20 protein-coding genes are annotated in these 22,456 nt (G+C 61.8%); 7 read left to right on the plus strand and 13 right to left on the minus strand.

Features of this window, described 5'->3' with window-relative positions; translation table 11 throughout:
- Positions 1-10 precede the first annotated feature (10 nt).
- The 3 genes from QA637_RS19600 to QA637_RS19610 are packed head-to-tail and all read right to left on the minus strand — an operon-like array spanning position 11 to position 2,913.
- Entirely contained in the window at positions 11-1,072 is a 1,062-nt protein-coding gene (locus QA637_RS19600) for an aldo/keto reductase (RefSeq protein ID WP_283066364.1), read from the minus strand.
- A 46-nt stretch (positions 1,073-1,118) separates the two neighbouring features.
- Complete coding sequence (locus QA637_RS19605; RefSeq protein ID WP_283066366.1) at positions 1,119-1,778, minus strand: aspartate/glutamate racemase family protein; 660 nt, start codon at positions 1,776-1,778, stop codon at positions 1,119-1,121.
- A gap of 43 nt (positions 1,779-1,821) precedes the next feature.
- A complete protein-coding gene (locus QA637_RS19610; RefSeq protein WP_153441720.1) occupies positions 1,822-2,913 on the minus strand; it encodes a LacI family DNA-binding transcriptional regulator in 1,092 nt (363 codons plus the stop codon).
- A 202-nt stretch (positions 2,914-3,115) separates the two neighbouring features.
- Between QA637_RS19610 and QA637_RS19615 the strand changes: the two genes are divergently transcribed.
- The 6 genes from QA637_RS19615 to QA637_RS19640 all read left to right on the plus strand — a co-directional run bounded on the left by QA637_RS19615 (position 3,116) and on the right by QA637_RS19640 (position 9,536).
- Positions 3,116-4,147, plus strand: coding sequence for an ABC transporter permease (locus QA637_RS19615; RefSeq protein WP_283066369.1), 1,032 nt, complete (start codon positions 3,116-3,118; stop codon positions 4,145-4,147).
- A 24-nt stretch (positions 4,148-4,171) separates the two neighbouring features.
- A complete protein-coding gene (locus QA637_RS19620) occupies positions 4,172-5,182 on the plus strand; it encodes a substrate-binding domain-containing protein (protein WP_283066371.1) in 1,011 nt (336 codons plus the stop codon).
- A gap of 95 nt (positions 5,183-5,277) precedes the next feature.
- On the plus strand, positions 5,278-6,831 hold the full coding sequence (locus QA637_RS19625; RefSeq protein WP_184108607.1) for a sugar ABC transporter ATP-binding protein: 1,554 nt from the start codon (positions 5,278-5,280) through the stop codon (positions 6,829-6,831).
- Entirely contained in the window at positions 6,828-7,862 is a 1,035-nt protein-coding gene (locus QA637_RS19630; RefSeq protein WP_283066373.1) for an ABC transporter permease, read from the plus strand. Before QA637_RS19625 ends, QA637_RS19630 begins: the two co-directional genes overlap by 4 nt.
- Positions 7,863-7,884: 22 nt before the next feature.
- Positions 7,885-8,880 (plus strand): dihydroxyacetone kinase subunit DhaK, encoded by a 996-nt coding sequence (locus QA637_RS19635; RefSeq protein ID WP_153441724.1) that lies wholly within the window; start codon positions 7,885-7,887, stop codon positions 8,878-8,880.
- A 14-nt stretch (positions 8,881-8,894) separates the two neighbouring features.
- On the plus strand, positions 8,895-9,536 hold the full coding sequence (locus QA637_RS19640; RefSeq protein ID WP_153441725.1) for a dihydroxyacetone kinase family protein: 642 nt from the start codon (positions 8,895-8,897) through the stop codon (positions 9,534-9,536).
- Between the two features lie 43 nt (positions 9,537-9,579).
- On the opposite strand, the gene QA637_RS19645 is transcribed toward QA637_RS19640, so the two are convergent.
- The 10 genes from QA637_RS19645 to QA637_RS19690 all read right to left on the minus strand — a co-directional run bounded on the left by QA637_RS19645 (position 9,580) and on the right by QA637_RS19690 (position 20,781).
- Positions 9,580-10,656, minus strand: a complete 1,077-nt coding sequence (locus tag QA637_RS19645) for an ABC transporter ATP-binding protein (protein WP_153441726.1) — start codon at positions 10,654-10,656, stop codon at positions 9,580-9,582.
- Positions 10,653-12,911 carry a glycoside hydrolase family 2 protein gene (locus tag QA637_RS19650; protein WP_283066376.1) on the minus strand — a complete coding sequence of 753 codons (2,259 nt, stop codon included), beginning with the start codon at positions 12,909-12,911 and terminating at the stop codon, positions 10,653-10,655. The genes QA637_RS19645 and QA637_RS19650 overlap by 4 nt, the downstream gene beginning before the upstream one ends.
- Positions 12,912-12,919: 8 nt before the next feature.
- Positions 12,920-13,741 (minus strand): carbohydrate ABC transporter permease, encoded by an 822-nt coding sequence (locus tag QA637_RS19655; RefSeq protein WP_283066378.1) that lies wholly within the window; start codon positions 13,739-13,741, stop codon positions 12,920-12,922.
- A complete protein-coding gene (locus tag QA637_RS19660; RefSeq protein ID WP_153441729.1) occupies positions 13,738-14,637 on the minus strand; it encodes a carbohydrate ABC transporter permease in 900 nt (299 codons plus the stop codon). Before QA637_RS19660 ends, QA637_RS19655 begins: the two co-directional genes overlap by 4 nt.
- Before the next feature lie 93 nt (positions 14,638-14,730).
- A complete protein-coding gene (locus tag QA637_RS19665) occupies positions 14,731-16,002 on the minus strand; it encodes an ABC transporter substrate-binding protein (protein WP_153441730.1) in 1,272 nt (423 codons plus the stop codon).
- Positions 16,003-16,134: 132 nt separating this feature from the next.
- The gene (locus tag QA637_RS19670; protein WP_153441731.1) at positions 16,135-16,572 is read right to left on the minus strand and encodes a type II toxin-antitoxin system VapC family toxin; all 438 of its coding nucleotides are present in this window, start codon (positions 16,570-16,572) and stop codon (positions 16,135-16,137) included.
- Positions 16,572-16,817, minus strand: coding sequence for a type II toxin-antitoxin system VapB family antitoxin (locus QA637_RS19675; RefSeq protein ID WP_153441732.1), 246 nt, complete (start codon positions 16,815-16,817; stop codon positions 16,572-16,574). Before QA637_RS19675 ends, QA637_RS19670 begins: the two co-directional genes overlap by 1 nt.
- A gap of 122 nt (positions 16,818-16,939) precedes the next feature.
- Positions 16,940-17,983: a LacI family DNA-binding transcriptional regulator gene (locus tag QA637_RS19680; protein WP_283066381.1), complete on the minus strand. Its 1,044-nt coding sequence runs from the start codon at positions 17,981-17,983 to the stop codon at positions 16,940-16,942.
- Between the two features lie 214 nt (positions 17,984-18,197).
- Positions 18,198-19,697 (minus strand): FAD-dependent oxidoreductase, encoded by a 1,500-nt coding sequence (locus QA637_RS19685; RefSeq protein WP_283066382.1) that lies wholly within the window; start codon positions 19,695-19,697, stop codon positions 18,198-18,200.
- 148 nt (positions 19,698-19,845) lie between these two features.
- Complete coding sequence (locus tag QA637_RS19690; RefSeq protein WP_153441735.1) at positions 19,846-20,781, minus strand: AraC family transcriptional regulator; 936 nt, start codon at positions 20,779-20,781, stop codon at positions 19,846-19,848.
- Between the two features lie 193 nt (positions 20,782-20,974).
- Here QA637_RS19690 and melA point away from each other — a divergent pair, with 193 nt between their 5' ends.
- A complete protein-coding gene (gene melA, locus QA637_RS19695; RefSeq protein WP_283066384.1) occupies positions 20,975-22,447 on the plus strand; it encodes an alpha-glucosidase/alpha-galactosidase in 1,473 nt (490 codons plus the stop codon).
- Positions 22,448-22,456 lie beyond the last annotated feature (9 nt).

Below are 22,456 nucleotides of genomic sequence, written 5' to 3' on the forward strand. Positions count from 1 at the left end.
GAGGCGTTGATCAGATCAGCCCGAGATCCTCGAAGCTCGAATGCAAGGCCCAGTCGGCGGGGCAGAAGCGGTCCTTGGCGAAATTGTGCTGGTGCCAATAGGGATAGATATAGGGCGGGCGGCTGACCTGGTTCAGCCGCTCCAGCTCTTCTTTCGAAAGCTTGAGATCGGCCGCGGCGATATTGTCCTTGAACTGCTGCTCACTCAGTCCGCCGACGACGAGGGTTGCGATGCCCGGCCGGGAAAGTGTCCAAGCAAGATTGACTTGCGCGACGCTCCCGCCGCGCTCCCTGGCAATCTCCTCGAGGACATCGACGATGTTCCACAGGCGCTCCTGATCGCGGATCGGCGGTTCCGTCCAGCCGGCCGCCTGCCGCGAATCCGCCGGCGTCTTGTCGCGGCCGAAGGCGCCGGAGAGCAGGCCGGCGGCGAGCGGGCTCCAGACCATCACACCGAGGCCTTGATCGACGGAGATCGGCAACAGTTCGTATTCCGCTTCGCGCGCCTCGAGCGTGTAATGGATCTGCTGCGTGACGAAGCGCGGCAGATTTTTCGAGTCCGCGACGCCGAGCGCTTTCATGATGTGCCAGCCCGAATAGTTGGAGCAGCCGATGTATCGGATCTTGCCCTGCCGCATCAGCATATCGAGGGCGGAGAGCATCTCCTCGACCGGCGTCAGGCCATCCCATTCGTGCATGAAGTAGACGTCGATATGATCGGTCCTGAGGCGCTTGAGGCTCTTCTCGCATTCGCGGATGAGGTGATAGCGGGAAACGCCCTCGTCGTTCGGACCATCGCCGATCCGCATGCGTGCCTTTGAGGAGATCAGCACGCGGTCTCGTTTGCCCTCGAGTGCCTCGCCAAGGATTTCCTCCGAGCGACCGAGTGAATACATGTTGGCGGTGTCGAAGAGGTTCACGCCGCCATCGATGCAGACGTCAATGAGCCGCCGGGCGTCCTTCACGTCCTGGTTTGCGACCTTCGCGAAGGCGCCGACGCCGCCGAAGGAGAAGGTTCCCATGGTGATGGCCGAGACCTTGAGGCCGGACCGGCCGAGTGTCCTGTATTCCATTGTTCACTCCCATCAATGAACGCAAGGGCGAGGACGCCGCGCGTCCTCAGAACGATTTCAATTGTCTGGCGATATGGGCCATGCCGAGTTCCGGGCTGGTCAGGAACGGTACGGGTGTTTCATCGCCGCGGTCGGCAAGTGCCGCGGCCATCGATGCCTGGGCAAGCACGACAAGATCGACGGATTCCACCAGCGACCGGTAGCCCTCCATCACCCGCTGGTCGTGCGCCTCGCGATCGCCGGCGGCGAGCCGCTCGAAGGCGCCGTCGCACAGCATCGGCACGACCGTGCAGTCCTTCCCGGCGGCGTCGGCGCAGTGCTGCAATAGCGCACTTGTCGGGGCGAGAGTTGTCGACAGCGTCGCCAGCACGCCGATCCGCCGGGCGCGTTCCACCGCCGCCTCGGCCATCCCCCGGTCGATGCGGAAGAGCGGCACGGACGAGAGCGACTGAATAAGGTCGACCGCGCCGCCAAGCGTCGAGCATGTGACGACGATTGCGTCCGCACCGGCGTCGGCAGCGGAGAAGACGTAACTGCCGAGCCGCTGCATCGTCTTCTGCGAAAGCACGCCCTCACGCACAGTGTTGGCGAGCAGGCTCTCATCGACGATGTTGTAGCTCGTCCAGTCGGGTAGGGACCGCGTAACAAGCGGCCGAAACCTGGCCACGAGATCGGGCACCGTGTGTATCAGGGCCAGCGACGGCATCGCGAGTTCCTCCCATGGCAGGCTGAAAAGCTAGCTTGGCGTCTTAATCTGCAGGCAGCTTCGCGGTCGCGGTCTTGCCCGACCGCCGGCCTGTCGGCTGGGTTTCTGCGCGCGAGTCGCTGGCGCGCACGACAAGGTCTGCGCCCACCAGGATTTTCACCGACGGTTGAGGCTCGGAAGCATTGATCAGGTCGTCCAGAACGGTCACTGCCAGGTAGCCGATCTTGCGCTTGGAAACTTCGATGGTTGTCAACGACGGTTCCATGGTTGCGCTCTGCGGCAGATTGTCGAAGCCGATGACGGAGACATCGTCGGGAATGCGGACGCCGAACTCCTTGAGCGCTCGGATGAAGCCATAGGCGATGATGTCGTTGGTGCAGAAATAGCATTCTGCGAGCTCGATACCGGAGCGTAGCAGCGCGCGCGTATCGGCATAGGCGCCGTCATAGGTCGACTCCACGGAGATGACATCCTCCTCGCGCGGCTTCAGGCCGAGGCGCGCCATGTTCTTGAAGAAGGCGTCCCGCCGCAGCCGGAAGTTCGTGGTATCGACATGGCTCGCCACGAAGCCAATGCGCTTGAAACCCTGCCGCTGGAAACGCGACAGCACCTTGTAAACGGCGTCCTCATTGTTCATGTCGACGAAATTGGCGTCGATCACGTCGTAGAAGGTATCGATGAAGACCGTCGGCAGCCCCAGGCCCTGTATCAGGCGTATGTCGGCCTCGGTCAACTCGGTGCCGAGCGCAATGACGCCGCTGATCGGGGCTCCGGCCAAGGATTCCGCGACGGAGCTGATCGGCTGGCCCTCGAAACTGACGACCTCCAGCGTGTAGTTCCGGCGCGTGGCCTCCGCCGACATGCCGTCGATGTAGTCGGAGATGAAGACGCTGTGATCGCGATTAACCGTATGGCCGTGTTTCGCAATCTTCAGGAACCGTAAAGTTTCCCCGGGCTCGGAGCTGCTTTTGGTGGCGCGCGGTACGTAGTTCAGGTTGGCGACCGCCTCGAGCACGCGCGCTCGCGTGACGCCGGAAATGTCCCCCTTTCCATTCAGCACGAGGGAAACCGTGGCAGGCGAAACGCCCGCCGCGTCGGCGATATCCCGGATCGTCAGAGTCTTCTTTTCCTTCATGCGCGCCTGTCCGGATTCCCTGTTTATGTGCTGCAGAGGCGAAGGCGTTTAGTAAACAGATCTCTCACCTGATTTGGAGGCGTAGGACAAAACTCGGGCCTCCGCAACCGAATTTCGTTGAAAATCAGCTTGCAGAAGGTAATCGGCTTTGATAACCAGTTTAGTAAAGCTAGCCGTCGTTTACTAAACATGGGAGGAGACCATGCAAAAGACTGGTGGGCAGCTGGTCATGCTCGTTGCCATCAATTGCCTGCTGCTGGTCCTTGGGGCTGTCATATCGGGCGGCACCTTCCTGTCGCTGTTCAATCTCCAGTCGATGGCGAGCCAGTTGCCGGAAATCGGCCTTCTGGCCATTGGCGTCATGCTCGCCATGTGCGCCGGCAATGGCGGCATCGACCTCTCCGGCATTGCACTTGCGAACCTCTCCGGCGTGCTCTCCGCGGTGATTGTGTCCTCGTTCCTGTCGAGCGGGGAAAGCGAATTGGCTTTCAGCCTGGCCTTTGTCGGCGGGGCGGTGTCGATTGGGCTTTTTGGTGGCGTGATCAACGGGCTGCTGATCTCGAAACTCAACATCACGCCGATCCTTTGCACGCTCGGCACGCAGATGGCGTTCATGGGGCTCGCGGTTGTCGTCTCCGGCGGCAAGGCCGTGATGGTCGGCAGCCCGGCACTTCTTTCGAGCATCGGCAACGACATGTTGCTGGAAGTGCCGATCAGCTTCCTGATCTTCGTCGTCGTAGCAGGGTTGATCGCGGCCGCCTTGAAGTTCACGCCCTATGGGCTCTGGCTGATGCTGATGGGCACCAATCCAAAGGCAGCAGTCTATGCCGGCTTTCCGAAGAATGGCGTGTTGGTAGCGACCTACGCGATCAGCGGCACACTCTCGGGGCTGGCGGGTGCCATCATCGCCGCGCGCAACGTCAACGTTAAGTTCGACTACGGCAGCTCCTACCTGTTGATCGCGATCCTGATCGCCGTCATGGCCGGCGTGAAGCCCGAAGGCGGCTACGGTCGTGTGATCTGCGTGGTGCTGAGCGCCGTGGCGCTGCAGCTTATGTCGAGCCTTCTGAACTTCGGCGGTTTGTCCAACTTCGTGCGCGATTTCGCCTGGGGGCTGCTGCTGCTCACCTTCCTTGCCGTCGGTCGTTATGACCTGACTGGCTTCCTGTTCCCTGGCAATCGCCAAGCGGTTTCTTTGGCGCCGCGCCCTCACGCGCCGAAGCAAGATAACTGAGGGAAACTTGTCGTGGAGGAAAACATGAAGTCACTTTCGAAGAAGATGCTGGCCGGCACGGCTGTCGCCGCCGCGATGTTCGCCGGTTCCGCAGGCGCCCTCGTCGCGCAGGAAAAGCCGGTCATCGCGACCGTCGTGAAGATCAGCGGCATTCCGTGGTTCGACCGGATGAACACGGGCGTCGATGCCTTCGCCGAGGCCAATCCGGATGTGGATGCCAGCCAGAGCGGCCCGGCCACCGCCGATTCCGCCCAGCAGCTCCAGATCATCCAGGACCTCGTCGCCAAGGGCGTCAATGCGCTTGCCGTCGTTCCGATGGATCCGGCCGTCCTCGAAGGCACCTTCAAGCGCGCGATGGAGCGCGGCATCGTCGTCGTGACCCATGAAGCCGACAACCAGACGAACACCAACGCGGATGTCGAGGCGTTCGACAATTCCGACTATGGCGCCGCGCTGAACGAGCGTTTGGCCGAGTGCATGGGCAAGGAAGGCAAGTGGACCACCTTCGTCGGTTCGCTCGGCAGCCGCACCCACATGCAGTGGGTTGGCGCCGGCGAGGAGAACGCCAAGAAGTATCCGGGCATGGAACTCGTCGATCCCAACAACGAGTCCTTCGACGATGCGAACGGCACCTATGAAAAGGCCAAGGAGATCCTGCGCAAGCACCCGGATATCAAAGGCTTCCAGACGTCGGCCGGCAATGACGTGCTCGGGGTCGGCCGCGCGATCGACGAAGCCGGGCTGACCGGCAAGGTGTGCCTGGTCGGTACCGGTCTGCCCAATCCTTCCGCTGACCTGCTCGAGTCTGGCGCGATCACCGCCATCGGCTTCTGGGATCCGCAAAAGGCCGGCATGGCGATGAACGCTGTCGCCAAGCTTCTTCTCGAGAAGAAGGAAGTCACGAACGGCATGGATCTCGGCGTCGAGGGTTACAACAAGGTGACCGTGAAGAAGGGAGCGGGCGAGGGCTTGCTGATCGTCGGCAACGGCATGGTTCTCGCCGACAAGGCCACCTACAAGGAACACCTTTTCTAATCGCTCTCCCAAGCCGGCCGGGGGCTCCAAGTGGTTCCCCGGCCGTTAACCGCCGCGCCCGGCGCGGCCGTTGGCAATTCACGAAGGATCGCGACGTGTTGGCAAGAGCAACGAGCGAGCAAGGCTCAGGCCGGTTTCTAGAACTCCGGAACATCCAGAAGTGGTTTGGCGGCGTGCATGCCCTGCGCGGCATCGACCTCACGCTTCAGCTTGGCGAGGCCTATCACCTCTTGGGCGAGAACGGCTGCGGCAAGAGCACGGTCATCAAGATCATGTCCGGGGCGCTTGAGCCGAGCGCGGGCGAGATCGTGCTGGACGGCCAGACCTACGCTGCTCTCACGCCGATCCAGTCGCTGGCCGCGGGGATCGAGACCGTCTACCAGGATCTTTCGCTTCTGCCGAACCTGACCGTCGCGGAGAATGTGGCCCTGAACGAGCAACTCGTCGGCGCCAATGGCCGCCTGGCGCGCCTTTTCGACCGCTCGCGCCTCAGGCAGACTGCCGAAAAGGCGCTTGCCACCGTCGGCTTGCCGACGGACCGCACGTTTCTCAACACCACCGTTTCCGATCTGCCGCTGGCAGCGCGTCAGCTCGTGGCGATCGCCCGCGCTATCGCCACCCGCGCCAAGCTGGTGATCATGGACGAGCCGACCACCTCGCTCACGCGGCGCGAGGTCGACAACCTGATCCGCGTCGTCGAACGGCTGCGTTCCGAGAACGTCGCGGTGCTGTTTGTCACCCACAAGCTCGACGAGTGCTACCGCATCGGCGGCCATGCGATCGTGTTCCGCGACGGCCAATGCGTTGCGCAGGGTCCGATCGAAGATTACAGCAAAAAGCAGCTGGCCGAACTGATGACGGGACGCGTCATCGACTCCGAGCGCTACCGGACGGGCAAATCCGCGGCCACCGAGCTTCTGAAGGTAAGCCGACTGACCGCCCCCGGCGTCGAGGAGGTCAGCTTCGCCGTCCGGCAGGGCGAAATTCTCGGGATCACAGGACTGGCGGACTCGGGCCGCAATGAACTGGCCATGGCGATCGCCGGCGTTGAATCGGCGGCGGCGGGCACGATCATGCTTGACGGACGCGACGTCTCCATCCGCCGTCCTGCCGATGCCATTCGGCATGGCATCGGCTATGTCCCCGAGGATCGCCTCGCCGAAGGCCTGTTTCTCGACAAGTCGATCTTCGAGAACGAGATCGCCTTGATTATCACAAGGCTCAGCAATGCGCTCGGCGTTGTCGACAAGGAAGAGGGCCGCGCGATCGCTGCCCGTCTTTCGGAGGAAATGCGCCTCAACACCAAAAACCTCGACCTTGCGGTCGGTGCGCTTTCCGGCGGCAACCAGCAGCGCGTCCTGATCGGCCGCTGGCTCAGCATCGCACCGAAGCTGCTCGTCCTCCATGGCCCGACGGTCGGCGTCGATGTCGGGTCGAAGGACACGATCTATCGCGCCATCCAGTCGCTCGCCGAAGCCGGCATGGGCCTGATCATCGTCAGCGATGACCTGCCGGAGCTCATCCAGAACGCGGACCGCATCCTGGTCATGAACAACGGACGCGTCGTTGCCGAGTTCGACGCGGAGCAGGCGAGCGAGGACCAGCTCTACAGGGCAATGCTGACTTCGAAGATGGAGACCGTTCAATGAGTGCTTCACGGATCGAGGAGCTTCAGGAGAGCGCCTCTGAGACCCGGTCCTTCAGCCTGGGAGACCTGATCCGCAGGCGGCCGGAATCGATCACCTTTGCGCTTCTGGTAGCGATCTGCGTGATCGTTGCGGCAATCAATCCCGCTTTCCTTCAGCCTTCGACGCTGATCGACATCGGCCGCGCAAGCGTGGTGATGGGTCTCTTCGCCCTCGGCGTCTTCATCATCCTGGCGGCAGGCGGCATCGACGTATCGTTCACAGCCATCGCAGCCTTCACCATGTACTCGCTGACGGTGCTGGTGCTGAACCACTTTCCCGCTACGCCGATCGTCGTCATCCTGCTCGTCCCAATCCTGGGGGGCACGCTTCTCGGTGTGATCAACGGCCTGCTGGTGCACCATCTGAAGGTGCCATCGCTGATCGTGACGATCGGCACGCAATATCTCTTTCGCGGTTTCCTGCTCTCCTTCATCGGCACGGTATGGATCATGTCGCTGCCGCCGCAGATGGGCGCGTTCGGTCGCATGCCGCTCTTCCAGTTCGAATCCGCGAATGGCGCAGTGGTCACGCTCCCCCTCTACTTCCTGGTCCTTCCGATTGCGGCCTTGTTAACGTGGTGGATCCTGAACCGGACCCTGATGGGACGCGCGATCTTCGCCGTCGGCGGAAACGCCAACATCGCCAGCCGTCTCGGCTACAACCTGCGCACCGTCCAGATCTTCCTGTTCGGTTATGCCGGAGCGCTGGCGGGGCTCGCGGGCATCGTCCATGTCTGTGCCAACCGGCAGGCCAATCCGTTCGATCTGGTTGGCACCGAAATCAACGTCATCGCAGCTGTAGTCCTTGGCGGTGCGCGGATCACCGGCGGCACGGGCACCGTGCTCGGCACGCTTCTCGGCGTGCTTCTGATCGTCGTCATCAACAGCGTGCTCGTGATGGTTGGAATTCCGAGCACGTGGCAGCGGCTCGTCGTGGGCATTTTTATCCTGCTCGCCGCGGCCTTCTTCGTCACCCGCCAGCGCAAGAAATAAGCCCCTACCCAGAGAGGAATCCATGAAGAAGTTTCTGAACGACCCGGTCAATTTCGTCGACGAGATGCTGGAGGGCATCTACGGCGCGCACAAGGAGCTGACCTATGTCGCCGATGACAAGCGCTGCATGGTGACGGCGAAGCCGAAGGCCGGCAAGGTCGGGATCGCGACCGGCGGCGGCTCCGGCCATCTTCCGCTCTTCCTCGGCTATGTGGGCGATGGCATGCTCGATGGTGCTGCGGTCGGCGGCGTCTTCCAGTCGCCGAGCGCCGAACAGATGTACCAGGTCACCAAGCACATCGACCAGGGCGCCGGCGTGCTTTACATCTACGGCAATTACAGCGGCGACATCATCAATTTCGACATGGCCGCCGAGCTTGCCGATCTCGACGGCATTCAGGTGAAGCAGGTGGTCGGCAATGACGACGTGGCCTCTTCGGTCGTTGGCGAGGAGCACAAGCGCCGCGGCGTCGCCGGCATCTTCTTGGTCTACAAGGCGGCCGGCGCGGCCGCGGCCGAAGGCCTGTCGCTCGAAGAGGTCACCCGAATTGCCGACAAGGCGCGGTCGCGGACCCGGACCATGGGCGTTGCGCTTTCGAGCTGCGTCGTGCCGGAGATCGGGCATGCCACCTTCTCGATCGGCGAGGACGAGATGGAAATCGGCATGGGCATCCATGGCGAGCCCGGTATCAGCCGCAAGAAGCTGGCGCCCGCCGACCGCGTCATCGACGAGATGATGGAGCGCATATTCGCCGAACAGGACTACAAGCGGGGCGACGACGTCGCCGTACTTGTCAACGGCCTCGGCGGCACGCCGATGGAGGAACTCTATATCCTGTTCCGCCGCGTTTCACAGCTTCTCGGCGAGCGTGGGGTCAAGCCAAAGCATGTCTGGGTCGGCGAGTTTGCCACGTCCATGGAGATGGCGGGCGCCTCGGTTTCGGTGCTGCATCTCGACGAAGAGCTCGACCGCCTCGTCGCGGCGCCCGCCAACACCCCGTTCTTCAAGCACGTTTGATCCTGAGGTCACAAATGGACGCGATAAAGGCTTCCGACCTGATTCGGCTTTTCGAAACCTGGAAGGCGCTTTTCGCAGAACAGCGTGACTTCCTCATCTCGCTCGATGGCAAGGTGGGCGACAGCGACCTCGGCATCACCATGAGCAAGTCGTTCGCCGCCGCCGCCGAGACGGTTGCGGCCGAGGGCGAGGCGGCGGGAATTTCCAAGCTGTTGCGCACAGCCGGGGCGACGATGGCCCGCACCGCGCCCTCCACAATGGGAACACTGACTGCGACCGGTTTCCTGCGCGCGAGCAAAGCGACCGAAGGCGCGGACGCGTTGGGGACGGCCGAGGTCGCCGGTTTCTGGCGGGCGTTCCGCGACGGCGTTGCGGAGCGAGGCAAGGCCAAGCTCGGCGATAAAACGCTGCTCGACGTGCTGGACCCGATTGTCGTGACGCTCGAGGCGCAGGCCGAAAGCGGCGCGTCGCTCGCCGAGGCGCTGGCTGCGACCTCGGCCGCGGCAGAGCAGGCGCTTGAGGCAACCAAGTCCATGCTCGCGCAACACGGCAAGGCGGCTGCCTTTCAGGAGAAGACCATCGGCCTGCAGGATGCAGGTGCAACCGTTGGCTATTTCCTGATCAGGCGCATGGCGGAGTTTGTTGCGAAAGCATAACTCCTCGATTACGTGACGCGGCCGCTGCCTCTACAGCGCCGCGCTACCGCAGGCGCCTGCCATTGACATCGAAAACGAGCGCGGAGGCGGGGTCGAAGCGGGCGGCGATGCGGTCGCCCGACTTCAGTCCGCGGCCGTTTTTCGTTTCGATGACGACGAGATCGCCCTTGCCGTGGCGGGCATAGGCGAAGGTTTCGCCGCCGAGATGTTCGAGCATGTCGATCGTGAGATCGAGGGCCGCGGCCCCGCTTTCCTTGAAGTGCTCCGGGCGGATACCGACGGTTACCGGGGTTCCCGGCGCCGCCGCATCGAGTTGCACCGGGATCTTTGCGTCTCGGTAGTCCGGCAGGCGCACACAGAGCTCTCCGCCGTCGCCACGCTCTGCCACACCCTTGAGGAAATTCATCTTCGGCGAACCGATAAAGCCGGCGACGAAAAGATTGGCCGGATCGTCGTAAAGTTCGAGCGGCGAGCCGACCTGCTCGACCACGCCGCCGCGCATGACCACGATCTTGTCGGCAAGCGTCATCGCTTCGACCTGATCGTGGGTAACGTAGACGATCGTGGTGGCGAGCGTCTTGTGGAGCCGCGCGATCTCGATGCGCATGTGCACGCGCAGCTCCGCGTCGAGATTGGACAACGGTTCGTCGAAAAGGAAGATTTTTGGGTGCCTCACGATCGCCCGGCCGATCGCCACGCGCTGGCGCTGCCCGCCGGAAAGTTGCTTCGGCTTCCGGTCGAGCAAGGGGTCCAGTTCGAGGATTTTAGCAGCCTCGCCAACGCGGCGTTCGATTTCCGCCTTGGCGACGCCGGCGAAGCGCAGGGCAAAGCCCATGTTCTCCCGCACGGTCATATGCGGGTAGAGCGCATATGACTGGAAGACCATGGCGATGCCGCGCTTCGACGGATCGACATCGTTCATCCGCTCGCCGTCGATCGTAAGATCGCCGGAGGTGATCTCCTCGAGTCCGGCGATCATCCGCAAGAGGGTCGACTTGCCGCAGCCGGATGGACCGACGAAGACGACGAACTCGCCGGATTTTATGTCGAGATCGACGCCCTTGATGACCTCCAGACTGCCATAGGATTTGCAGATGCCGCTGAGTTGCAGGTCGCTCATGCGCTCGCTGCTCCTTCGACGGAGAGCTCCACCTTCGCCGAGCCGAGCCGCGGCGAAGTGACGGTGACGACGACGTCGCCCGTTTCCCCTGTCGATTCCAGCCAGAAGCCGGCCGAGCCACCCTGGAAGACAATCCGGCTCGGGCCGGTGAGCCGCGCCGGCCCTTCAACCGTGACGTCTACCGCGTCGTTCAGGAAGGGCAGGATGTTGCCGACCTGATCCAGCGCGCGGACGATCACCCGCACGCTGTCGCGCCCCTCGGCATGGAGCGTCCTGCTGTCGGCCGCGATCTCCAAGGTCGTCGGAACGGGATCGGCGACCATGTGCAGAGTGATCACCGGCTTGCCGGCGATGAAGCCGATAAAGGTTGCATCCTCCCACTTCATGCCCCAGACGCCGAGCTCGTCCTTGGTGAAGTGGCGATGGTCGATGACGACCGGGGCATGCGGCAGATGCGGGAAGTTGTGGCGGTCGGGCCCGATGCGTTTTGTCAGCGAGCCGTATCTCAGTTCGATCTCGTCGCAATTGGTGAGCACGATCAGGGGCAGCACGCCGCCGATGTTGCGCTCGCCGCGCGCCCAGAAGGTGACCGGCTTCATCACCACTTGCTCCGACGGATCGCACTGGCTGGCATAAACGTAAGCCGCGAATTTGGGCTCGCGGAACATGTCCAGGACGCCGTGATAGCAGATCCGGTCGCCGGAGCCGAAATCCTTGTGGGTGTTGTAGTCGAACATGCACCAGCCGATCGCGCCGGAAATACTTGGGTCGCTATAAGCGGCGTTCAGCACTTCGAGGTGCCGGCGCACATGCTCGGCCTGCCGCTGCTCCTGATCGTAGATTTTCGTCGGGAACATGTGGCCGCCGAACTCGGTGATGAGATAGGGCACCTTGCGATCGAGGCCGGTGCATTCCTGTTGCGGCCGGAGCGCCGTGCGTGGCCGGTTCGAGCCCGGCAGTTCCTCGTTGCCGAGGATGAAGTCGTTCATCGTGTAGACGTCTTCCAAGAACTCGCTGTCGGTGATGTAGCGCACACCGCCGGTCTGCCGGGTCGGGTCGAGTTCGCGGGCGAGCCGGTTGGTCTCGACGTAGAAGTCGTGCGAATCCTGTGACTCGTTGATGCGTACGCCCCAGATGACGATCGATGGATGGTTCCAGTCGCGCTCGATCATGCGGCGGACGTTCTGGATCGCCTCCTGTTTCCACGCCTCGCCGCCGATGTGCTGCCAGCCCGGAATTTCCTCGAAGACGAGCAGGCCGAGCCGGTCGCAATGGTCCAGGAACCACTTCGACTGCGGATAATGCGAGGTGCGCACGAGGTTGCAGTGGAGCGTGTGTTTGAGGATCTCCGCGTCGCGCTCCTGGGCGCTCCGGCCCATGGCATAGCCGACATAGGGGAAGGACTGGTGACGGTTGAGGCCGCGGATCTTGAGCGGCCGGCCGTTGAGGCGGAAGCCTTCCGTCGTGAACTCCGCCGTGCGGAAGCCGAAACGCGAGGAGAGAAGATCACGGCCGTGATCGGTCCTGAGCTGAACTTCGACCTGGTAAAGCACCGGATTGTCGATATCCCAGAGCGAGAGGCCAGTGAGGCCGCTCATTTCGAGCGTGACGCTTTCTCCGCGGGTCTCGCCGACCGCCTCAGCGAGCAGTTCGCCCTCCGCGTCCCTCAAGAGCGCCGTTACCGTTCCGGAGAAGGTAAGACCCTGCGGATTGGCGAGATCGCAGCGGACGGTGACCGACTTCGTCTCGGCAAGAACATCATGTGTCTCAATCTTGATATTGGCGATCGAGACCGCGTCGGTGATCTTCAGCCAGACGTCACGATAGATGCCGGCATAGGTGAGATAGTCAATCCGGCCGCCGAACGGCGGGATCTCCGGATTCTCGCTGCCGTCGATCTTGACCGTGATCAGGTTGTCGTCTTGGCGTAGCTTGCCCGTCAGCCGCACCTCGAACGGCGTGTAGCCGTCCTTGTGGGCGATGATCTCCTCGCCGTTGAGGTAGACGACGGCATCCGCCATCGCCGCATCGAAGACGAGCGAGACTTCGCGCTCGGCAAATTCCGCGCGCCAGGGCAGCACCTTCTGATAGGTGAAGGCGCGTTGGTAGGACGTCTCGTCGAAATAGTTGAACGGCAGCTCGACGGCATTGTGCGGCAGGCTGACGGTCCTCCCGGCCAATGGTTTGCCGGCTTCGGCAGCCGTGAAGCCCTCGGAAAAGATCCATGAATCGTTGAACGAAGTAACAGAGCGCATCATCATTCCTATTTGACTGAGCCCAGCATGCCCTGGACGAACTGACGTTGCATGAAGAAGAACACGGCAAGGGTCGGAAGTGTTGCGAGAACGGTTCCGACCATGACGACGCCGTAATCGGGGTAATAGGCTGAGGCGAGCGAGGAGATCACCAGCGTGATCGTCTTCGTTTCGTTCGACTGCAGCACGATCAGCGGCCAGAGATAGTTGTTCCAGGCCGTCATGAAGACGATGATGAAGGCCGCCGCATAAGTTGAGCGCATCACCGGTACGTAGATAAAGAGGAAGATCTGCCATTCTTTCAGGCCATCGACCTTCGCGGCGTCGCGCAATTCCGACGGAAACGCCTTCGTGCACTGGCGGAAATAGAAGACGACGAAAGCCGAGGCGATCGTTGGCAGCACGACCGCGATGTGCGTGTTGATGAGGCCTGCCTTGCCCATCATGATGAAGAGCGGGATCATCAGCGCCGCGAACGGGATCATCAGCGTCAGGAGCATGGCGCGATAGAGACGCTCGCGGTGGTGCGAGCGGAATATCTCGAAACCGTAGCCGGCGAGCGACGAGACGGCGAGCGTCAGCACGGTCGAGAGGATTGCGATCTTTGCGGAATTCCAGAAGACGAGCGGGGCGTTCACCTGGGTGAAGAAGGTGCTGACATTGGTTGCGAGGGCAGCACCCGGCAGCACCCTTCCCTTGATGATATCGATCGACGAATTGGTGGCGCCGAGGATCATCCAGAAGAATGGGAAGACGGAGAGGAAGGCCATCAGCCCCAGGAAACCGTAGGTGAGAAGTGCGCCGGCGGCGCGTCCGATGCCGTTCGTCATTTGTCGCGCTCCCGGGCTGCAAAGAATTGAAAGAAGGCGAGAAGCGCGACCAGCACGACGATGACGTAGGAGACCGTCGCCGCATAGCCGAAATTCGGCATGAAGCGGAAGGTGAGATTGTAGATGTAGAGCGACAGCGTCAGCGTCGCATTGGACGGTCCGCCCCGGCCTTCGGTGAGATTGTAGACTTCGTCGAAGAGCTGCAGCGTGCCGATCGTCGAGATCACCGTGGTGAAGAGGATGACCGGTTTTAAAAGCGGGATGGTGATGTGGGTGAAGCGTGCCCAGGCGGGGACGCCGTCGATGCGGGCCACCTCGTAGATCGACCTGTCGATATTTTGCAGGGCGGCGAGATAGAAGATCATGTTGTAGCCGGTCCAGCGCCAGGTGATGGCGATGATGACGAGCACCTTCGCCCAGAAGGGATGGGTCAGCCACGGAATCGGCGAGGAAATCACCCCGAGCGCTGCGAGCGTCGAATTGACCACGCCGTCGGGGGCGAACATGCCCTTGAACAGCACCGAATAGGCGACCAGCGAGGTGACGCAGGGCAGGAAGATCGCCGTGCGGAACAGCCCGCGCCCGAAGATCCGTGGATTGTTGAGGATCGACGCCAGGATAAGCGCCAGAACGATCATGATCGGCACCTGGACGACGAAATAGGTCATCGTGTTGGTGAGCGCCTTGATGAAAACCGGATCATTCCAGAGGCGGACGATGTTCGCGAAGCCGGCGAACTTCATCATCATGCCGCGGCCGGACTGGAAGGACATCCAGAGCGACCAGACGATCGGGTAGATCATGAAAAGGCCGATCAGCCCGAGCACCGGGGCAACGAAAAGCCAGCCATTGACGTCGTAGTAGCGGCCGATGCTGCCGCGGCGCGCGTGAACCATCGTCATCCTCATGGGAAGGAACGGAAACCTGTCGGCCGCACGTCGAGGCGCGGCCGGATGGCGGGCGGTCACCCGCCCGCCTTCGTCATCCGGTCACTGGATCTGCGCGCTGACCTCGGCATCGATCGCCTTGAGGACGTCGTCGACCGGCGTTCCCTGCGTCAGCGCCGGTAGCTGCGCGGTGACGGCGGTATCCGCCTCGTTGGTGAAGATGCCGTAATTCACCGACGGCACCTTGGCGAGCCAGTCGGAGAAGTTCTGCCAGACCTTCTCGCCGCCGAAGAAGGGATCGGCCTGCTCGTAAGCCGCTCCGCCGCGCGCGGCGAGCAGCGAGCCGACGGCGCCGCGGTCCTGCAGGATCTTCTGGTAGAAATCGATGTCCTTGCCGTAGATCTCGTTGAGGAAATCGATCGCCTCGGCCTTCTCGGCCGAGCTTTCAAGCACATACCAGCTCGACCCGCCGAGGTTCGAGGCTTGCGTGGCGCCGTCGATCGAAAGCTTCGGAATGGGCGCGACTCCCCATTTGCCCGCCTGATCCGGCTGCGCCTTGACGGTGCCGGTGATCCAGACGCCGGTGACGACCGCGGCGACATCGCCGGAGGTGAAGGTTCCGACCCAGTCGGACCAGCCGGCCGCCGGCTTGTAGATATTGGCCGACATGATCTTGCCGACAGTTTCGAGGGCAGCCTTCAGCGCGGGATTGCCGGTGACATTGGCCTTGCCATCCTTGTCGAAATACCACTGTCCCGCCGACTGCATGATGATGCGGACGAGACCGGCATCATTGGGGTCAAGCCCCATCATCTTCTTGCCCGTCTTTTCCTCGACCTGCTGGCCGATCTCGATGAAGCGATCCCAGGTGAGGTTCTGCATGTCTTCCGGCTTGATTCCGGCCTGTTCGAGATAATCCTTGCGGTAATAAAGGCCGGTGACGCCGGAATCGAACGGCATGCCATAGACCTGGCCGTCAACAGTCATCACCTCGACCTTGTAGGGAGCGAAGCCGGAATAATCGACCGTGCCGGAGAGAGGCGCGAAGGCGCCGGGGAAGGATTGGAGATATTTCTGCGCGCCGTAGTCCTCGATCAGGACAATGTCGGGCAGCGCATCGGCGGTGCCGGAGGCAAGACCCGTCTGAAGCTTCTGCTCGACGTCGGTCTTGGCGAAATCGACGACGTTGAAGGTTACGTCCGGATGAGTCTTCGTGTAGCGGGCGCCGGCCTCCTTCATGATCGCGACGTTGAAGTTCGGATCCCAGCACCAGATGGTGATTTCCTTCGCCTCGGCGGCGGTCACCGCCAGAAAGCTCACGCTCGCCAGCGCAAAGCCGGCGATACGCGGCAAAGCACGCGCCAAATTATCCATTGCTTCCTCCCAAAGTTCGTTCCCCGAGACAGTCCTCCCTGTCTCGGTGGCGGAGTATTTCTCAAAATTTGGAAGGACGCAATATTTTCAGTAAATTTTTACTTTCGACGTCCGTGGCCGGGCCAAGTGAGCTCACGCGGGCTCAATATCGGTCTGTGAAAAATCATCTCCTTTGAAGAGAAGCGGAAGGTCGTGCACCCTCGCGCACGCGTAGGAAAAGCAATCTCCAAAATTGAGCCTTGCGGGATGGGCGACCACGCTGCCATAGATCCGGCAGGCTTCGATCGCGGTGCGATGCATTGCACCATCGATGACAATCTCTTTCGCGCCTATTGTCTCTATGAACGCGTCAACGTGCCGCTGCGCAAGATCGATCAGGTCGGGCGGAATTGGCGCTTGGATTCCAATGGCGCCGTCCCGTTTCTTGCGGGCGAGGCTAATGACCGCCTCGTATATGGAAAGCGACGAATAGTAGATTGGCTTGTTCGAATGCTCGATCTTGGAGATCAGGGTATCCGCATCTTCCTCGTCACCGAGGATCGCGACTATTGCGGAGGCATCCAGGAACATCAGATGCCGCCCCACTGCTCGTCAGTGAACTTCTTCATGTCGAAATTCCGATCGTCCTCGCCCATGGCGCGGACCCCATCCTGAAGTATTTTGATCCGGTCCTTCAACGGGATGGCTTTCCGGGCCCGCTCCAATTCGTTGAGCAGCGCTCTGCGCACCGCCTCGGTCTTGTTGGGGGCCTTGGTTGCCTGCTGGACCTGCTTTGCAAGCTCGTCAACGGTATCGTCGCGAATATAGAGGGACATCGGCATTCTCCGGCGTATATCTCATTCGGAATATACGGATATTCTAAGCGGAATATACGCCGATGCAAGCCGGACCACTCAAGGGCGACAATGTGCGGCCAGAGGAGCCAGTCTTCGCCTACTTACACCGATTGCCTAAGCCGACCACTATCCTGAAAGGGCGTACTGCCACGCCAGATGATTTCCGTCCCGAGCACCACCTTTTTGGCGATCTCGCGCCCCGAAAGGCGCTCGAGAAGCAGGTCGACCGCGGTTTCCCCGATCAGTTCCGCCGGAATTTTTACCGTCGAAAGCGGGGGCCCGAGAAACTGTGCGACGGGAATGTCGTTGAAACTAACCACGGCGACGTCGTCAGGAATTTTGAAACCCATTTCATGGATCGCGCGATAGGCGCCGAGCGCCATGTTGTCGTTGCAGGTGATCAGGATTGTCGGCGGATTGGGCTTCGACAGCATCGCCTTGGCGAGCGTATAGCCGCTGTCCGGTGTCATTCGCTCGACCATGCACAATTCCGGATCATAGAGGCCGGCCTTGGTCATCCAGTCGATGTAGGTGCGGCAGCGACGTTCCGCATGGATGTTGTCGGGGCCGTAGAAGGCGTCGATCCAGCCGATGAAACCGATGCGGCGATAGCCCATGCCGTGGATGGCTGCCAAGAGCCGGCTCATGGCGAGGGAAACGTCGCTCAGCACCGCGTCGTCCACGTCTCCGGCAGGCGCATAATCGGCGAACACCAGGTGCCGGCTATGGCGGCGTAGCCATTCGAGCTCGTCGCCATAGTAGTGGCCAACGGCCACCACGCCCGAGGCTCCCTCCAGCATTGCCGCCTCGGGAGCGCTCCCGGTCAGAAAAACCTTGACGACCTCGCTTTTCAACGCCTGGCAGCGGCTTTCGATGCCGAGCCTGACGCCGACATAATAGGGATCTGCAAGTTCCTGGGCGGGATCGAGGAAATGGACGAGCGCGATCTTCAGCCCGGCGCCGCCGCCCTGAGCCGCGGCGCGGATGCGGTTGCGCGGTGTCGCATAATTGAGCGCCTCGGCGGTCTCGATGATCGCCTGACGCTTGCTGGTGGAAATCGACAGCGTCGGATCGTAGTTCAAGACCCGCGAAACGGTCGCCGATGATACGCCGACCGCCGAAGCGATTTCCTTTATCGTAACCATGTTGCACTTGTCCTCGTCTCAGCCGCCCAGGATTATCAGGGATCATCGGTCGATGCCACGCGGCAAACGTGGGAACACGATCTTGGCGCGAGCGCACAAGTAAATTTTTACTGACGCTGCGCCATTTGCAAGCGGCAGTTTTGGAAACTTGCGCCGAGACAAGCTTAAACCGTTGAAATCCGACGCGGAATGCCCTTGGCCACCGGACGCTCGTTCATCCGGTGCTGGCGGAGCCAAGGGGCGCGGTGGCAGGTCCGTGCATGACTTCTCCATCGAGACCGAAACGCGATCCGTGGCAGGGACAATCCCAGGTTCGGTCGGTCTCATTCCAGCCGACGATGCAGCCCATGTGCGGGCATACGGCCGACACGCTGTGCACGCGGCCCTCATCGTCCCTGTAGGCGGCAACATGTTTGCCGTCGATCCGCATGATAGCGGCCTGCCCTGGCGGAAGCTCGTCAAAGGAATGCAGTTTGCGAGACAGATAGCCGCCCACCAGGTGGGCGCCGACGATCGCGTTCTCCTTTACATACTGCGCGGCTCCGCCGAATACTGTCGTCCGTGTGGCATCGAACAGCGATAGCCAGGGGTGGTGGTTGCCTGCCGCAAGTTCCGCCAGGATCATCGCGGCAGCGGTCCCGTTTGAAATCCCCCAAGCGGCGAACCCGGTCGCGACAAGGTAGCCGTCTTTGGTTGCTGACCAGCCGACGAAAGGCAGCTTGTCGACAGACGAGTAATCCTCGTTGATCCATTGGTACTCGATGGGTCCCGAATCGAAGTTTTCAAGCAGCCACCGCTGCAGATCCGCCATGTATCGACGCTCATCGTCGGTATGACCCGGTTTGAAGCTTTCGCCGGCAACGATCGCGTAAACCTCTCCGTTTTCCCGCCTGTGGGTGCGGATCGAGTGGCCGGGCTGATCGACACTGATATACATGCCCGGCGGCGGGCTCTGGATACGCGCGGCGGCAACGGGCTCGGCATAGGGATGAGCCGCCGTGTAGAAGCCTCCGATCTGGCCGAGCGGGAGATGGGTCGCCATGATGACGTGGCGTGCGCCGACGCTACCCGTTCGCGTGACCACGCGCGTCGGCTCCCAATCCGTGACCGGGCTGTTTTCGAAGACATGACAGCCATCGCCTGGGATCGTTTGCGCCAGACCCGCTACATATTTCGTCGGATGGAATTGCGCCTGGCCATCGAAGCGTATCGCGCTCGATACTTCGAATGGCAGTCCTGTGTCGCGGGTGAGGACGGCCGGTAGGCCCAGGCGCCGCGCCACTTCTGCTTCCGTCTCTATACGGTCGACCGACTTTTCCTCGCGGGTATAGACGAAGGCCGACTTCTCCTCGATGTCGCAATCGATCGAATGCTCGCGGGCGAGACTGCGGATCTTTTCGATGGCGCTTTGCTGCGCCTCGCCGTAGAGACGGGCGTGGTCTGTATCGAACTTCTGCTCCAGTGTCTGATAGATGAGCCCGTGCTGGGAGGTCATCTTGGCGGTTGACTTGCCCGTCACCTGCCGGCCCGCTCTGCGAGCCTCCAGCAGGACGACGCGCAGACCCTTGTCCTTGAGGAGGCGTGCCGTCGTGCAGCCGACGATGCCGCCGCCGATAATGACGACGTCGGTGGTGGTATCCTGCGCCAGACGGGGAAAACCCGGAGCGTCGCAGGTCGCGTTCCAGTAACTGCTTGAATCCCGTGCGTCGGGCATGTTTGTTCCTCGCGGGTGTCATCAGTCCGTGCCGTGGGCCGGACCTTCGCATCCAACAGGGAACGCCATGCTTTGTTCCTCAGACGGCCCGCCTTCTCGCAGCGAGAGAGCGACCCCGCTTGCTTGCTTGTGAGCGCACGCGTCGCGTTCAATCGCAAGCAGCAGCGAGCGTGGTCACGGACTCGCTTACCTTCTGAGCTTTTGCGGGCACGCTCGCATACATGCCCGTGGTGCGGAACTCGGTGGGGCTGGCGCCGAAGACGCGGCGGAAGACCTTGGCGAAATAGTTCGGGTCCTCGAAGCCGGATAGGATCGCGACCTCCTTGACCGGCAGGTCCGCGGTCTTGGTGAGCAGCTTCACCGCCCGCTGCAGCCGCTTCTGTAGGACGAACTCGGCCGGCGGCATGCCCTCGCTCGCCGCGAACACGCGCGAGAAATGCGCACGGCTGAGACCTGAGACCTTTGCCAGTTCCTCGACCGGCAGCGGCTTTTCGAGGTTCGTCATGATGTGATCGATGACATGCTGCATAGTCCGGTATTCCTGGCTGAAGACCGGGTGCGAGCCGAAGACGTCGTCATAGAGCGTCATTGCCGCCTCGTAGGCGATCGCCGAGGCACGGCCCGGCGTCTCGCCGCCGGTGATGAGCCGCAGGCTGCAATCGGCGAGATGCTCGATCGTTTCCGGCTGCAGCTTCAAGACCGGCCCCGTGACAGCCAGGATCGCTCGATGGATGCGCAGCGCCTCCTCACCGTTCATCGATATCCAGAAGAACTCCCAGCGGCCCCCGTCCTCCAGCCAATAGCGATGATTGTGCGGCACGAGCAGAAGCAGCGTATCGCTTTCGCGCAAACGATAGGTTCGGTTCTCGTAGCGCAGGTTGCCGGCGCCGCCAATCGTGTGCTGCAGCACGGTGAACGGCGTCTGGCCTCGCTTGCGTCCGTCCCAGTCATAGGTCGCATCGGTCCTGATCTCATAGCCGGTGCTGGTCGGCATGGTGTGCAGGCTCTGCCTTCCCCGCGGCAGCGAAACCGTCCTCATCACCGGGCCGCGGTCGATCAAATCCTGCAGCACAGAATTACCCATGAAAGCACAATACCTCTCTAGTCGTGCGGTCGATTATACACATAATGGCGGCAGATCGCGCAAGACGGCCGCTTTTCCGCAAGGGAATATGGCCTGGGAGGAAGAGATCGCGCTTTGCGACCAAGGTCAATTCGATGAATTGATTTTACCCTTATTGCGCGAATTCCGCAGGACGAGGAGGGACGAGACGACCATGAGCCGCTTCAAGATCGCCATTATCGGTGCCGGCAGCATCGGGTTCACCAAGAAGCTTTTCACCGACATTCTTTCCGTGCCGGAGCTCCAGGACGTCGAATTCGCGCTCACCGATTTGAGCGAGCACAACCTCGGCATGATCAAGACGATCCTCGACCGCATCGTCGAGGCGAACAGGTTGCCGACGCGGGTGACCGCCACCACCGATCGCCGCAGGGCGCTCGAAGGCGCGCGCTACATCATCAGCTGCGTTCGGGTGGGTGGGCTTGGCGCCTATGCCGACGACATCCGCATTCCGCTGAAATACGGCGTCGACCAGTGCGTCGGCGATACTATCTGCGCCGGCGGCATTCTCTACGGCCAGCGCAACATTCCGGTCATCCTCGACTTCTGCAAGGATATCCGCGAAGTTGCCGAACCCGGCGCCAAATTCCTGAACTACGCCAACCCGATGGCGATGAACACCTGGGCCGCGATCGAATACGGCAAGGTCGACACCGTCGGTCTCTGCCACGGCGTCCAGCACGGAGCCGAGCAGATCGCCGAAATCCTCGGCGCCAAGGATGGCGAGCTCGACTACATCTGCTCGGGCATCAACCACCAGACCTGGTTCATCGACGTGCGCCTCAATGGCCGCAAGATCGGCAAGGACGAGCTCGTCGCCGCCTTCGAGGCCCATCCGGTCTTCTCGAAGCAGGAAAAGCTCAGGATCGATGTCCTGAAGCGCTTCGGCGTCTATTCGACGGAAAGCAACGGCCACCTTTCGGAATATCTGCCCTGGTACCGCAAGCGTCCGGAAGAGATTACCAAATGGATCGACATGTCGGACTGGATCCATGGCGAGACCGGCGGCTACCTGCGTTATTCGACCGAAACCCGCAACTGGTTCGAAACGGAATATCCGCAGTTGCTCGCTTCCGCCGGCAAGCCGATCGATGCGGCGAAGCGTTCGAACGAACATGCGAGCCATATCCTCGAAGCGCTGGAGACGGGCCGGGTTTATCGCGGCCACTTCAACGTCAAGAACAATGGCGTCATCACCAACCTGCCGGCGGATGCGATCATCGAATCGCCCGGCTTCGTCGATCGCTTCGGCATCAACATGGTTTCGGGAATCACGCTGCCGGAGGCCTGCGCGGCCACCTGCATCTCGTCGATCAACGTCCAGCGCATGTCGGTTCATGCGGCGATTTCCGGCGACATCGAGCTTCTGAAGCTCGCCGTGCTCCACGATCCGCTGGTTGGCGCCATCTGCACGCCGGAGGAGGTGTGGCAGATGGTCGACGAGATGGTGGTTGCCCAGGTCGAATGGCTGCCGCAATACGCCCACGCGATCGACGCTGCGAAGGAGCGGCTCGCCCGCGCGACGGTCAAGACCCGCGACTGGAAAGGTGCTGCGCGCCGCGAGGTGCGCTCGATCGAGGAAATCCGTCAGGAGAAGGAAGCGGCAAAGCTGCGCGTTGCGGGGTAGGTTCGTGCG

Origin of the sequence: Sinorhizobium terangae (assembly GCF_029714365.1) — a bacterium.
In the GTDB taxonomy this organism is placed as follows: domain Bacteria; phylum Pseudomonadota; class Alphaproteobacteria; order Rhizobiales; family Rhizobiaceae; genus Sinorhizobium; species Sinorhizobium terangae.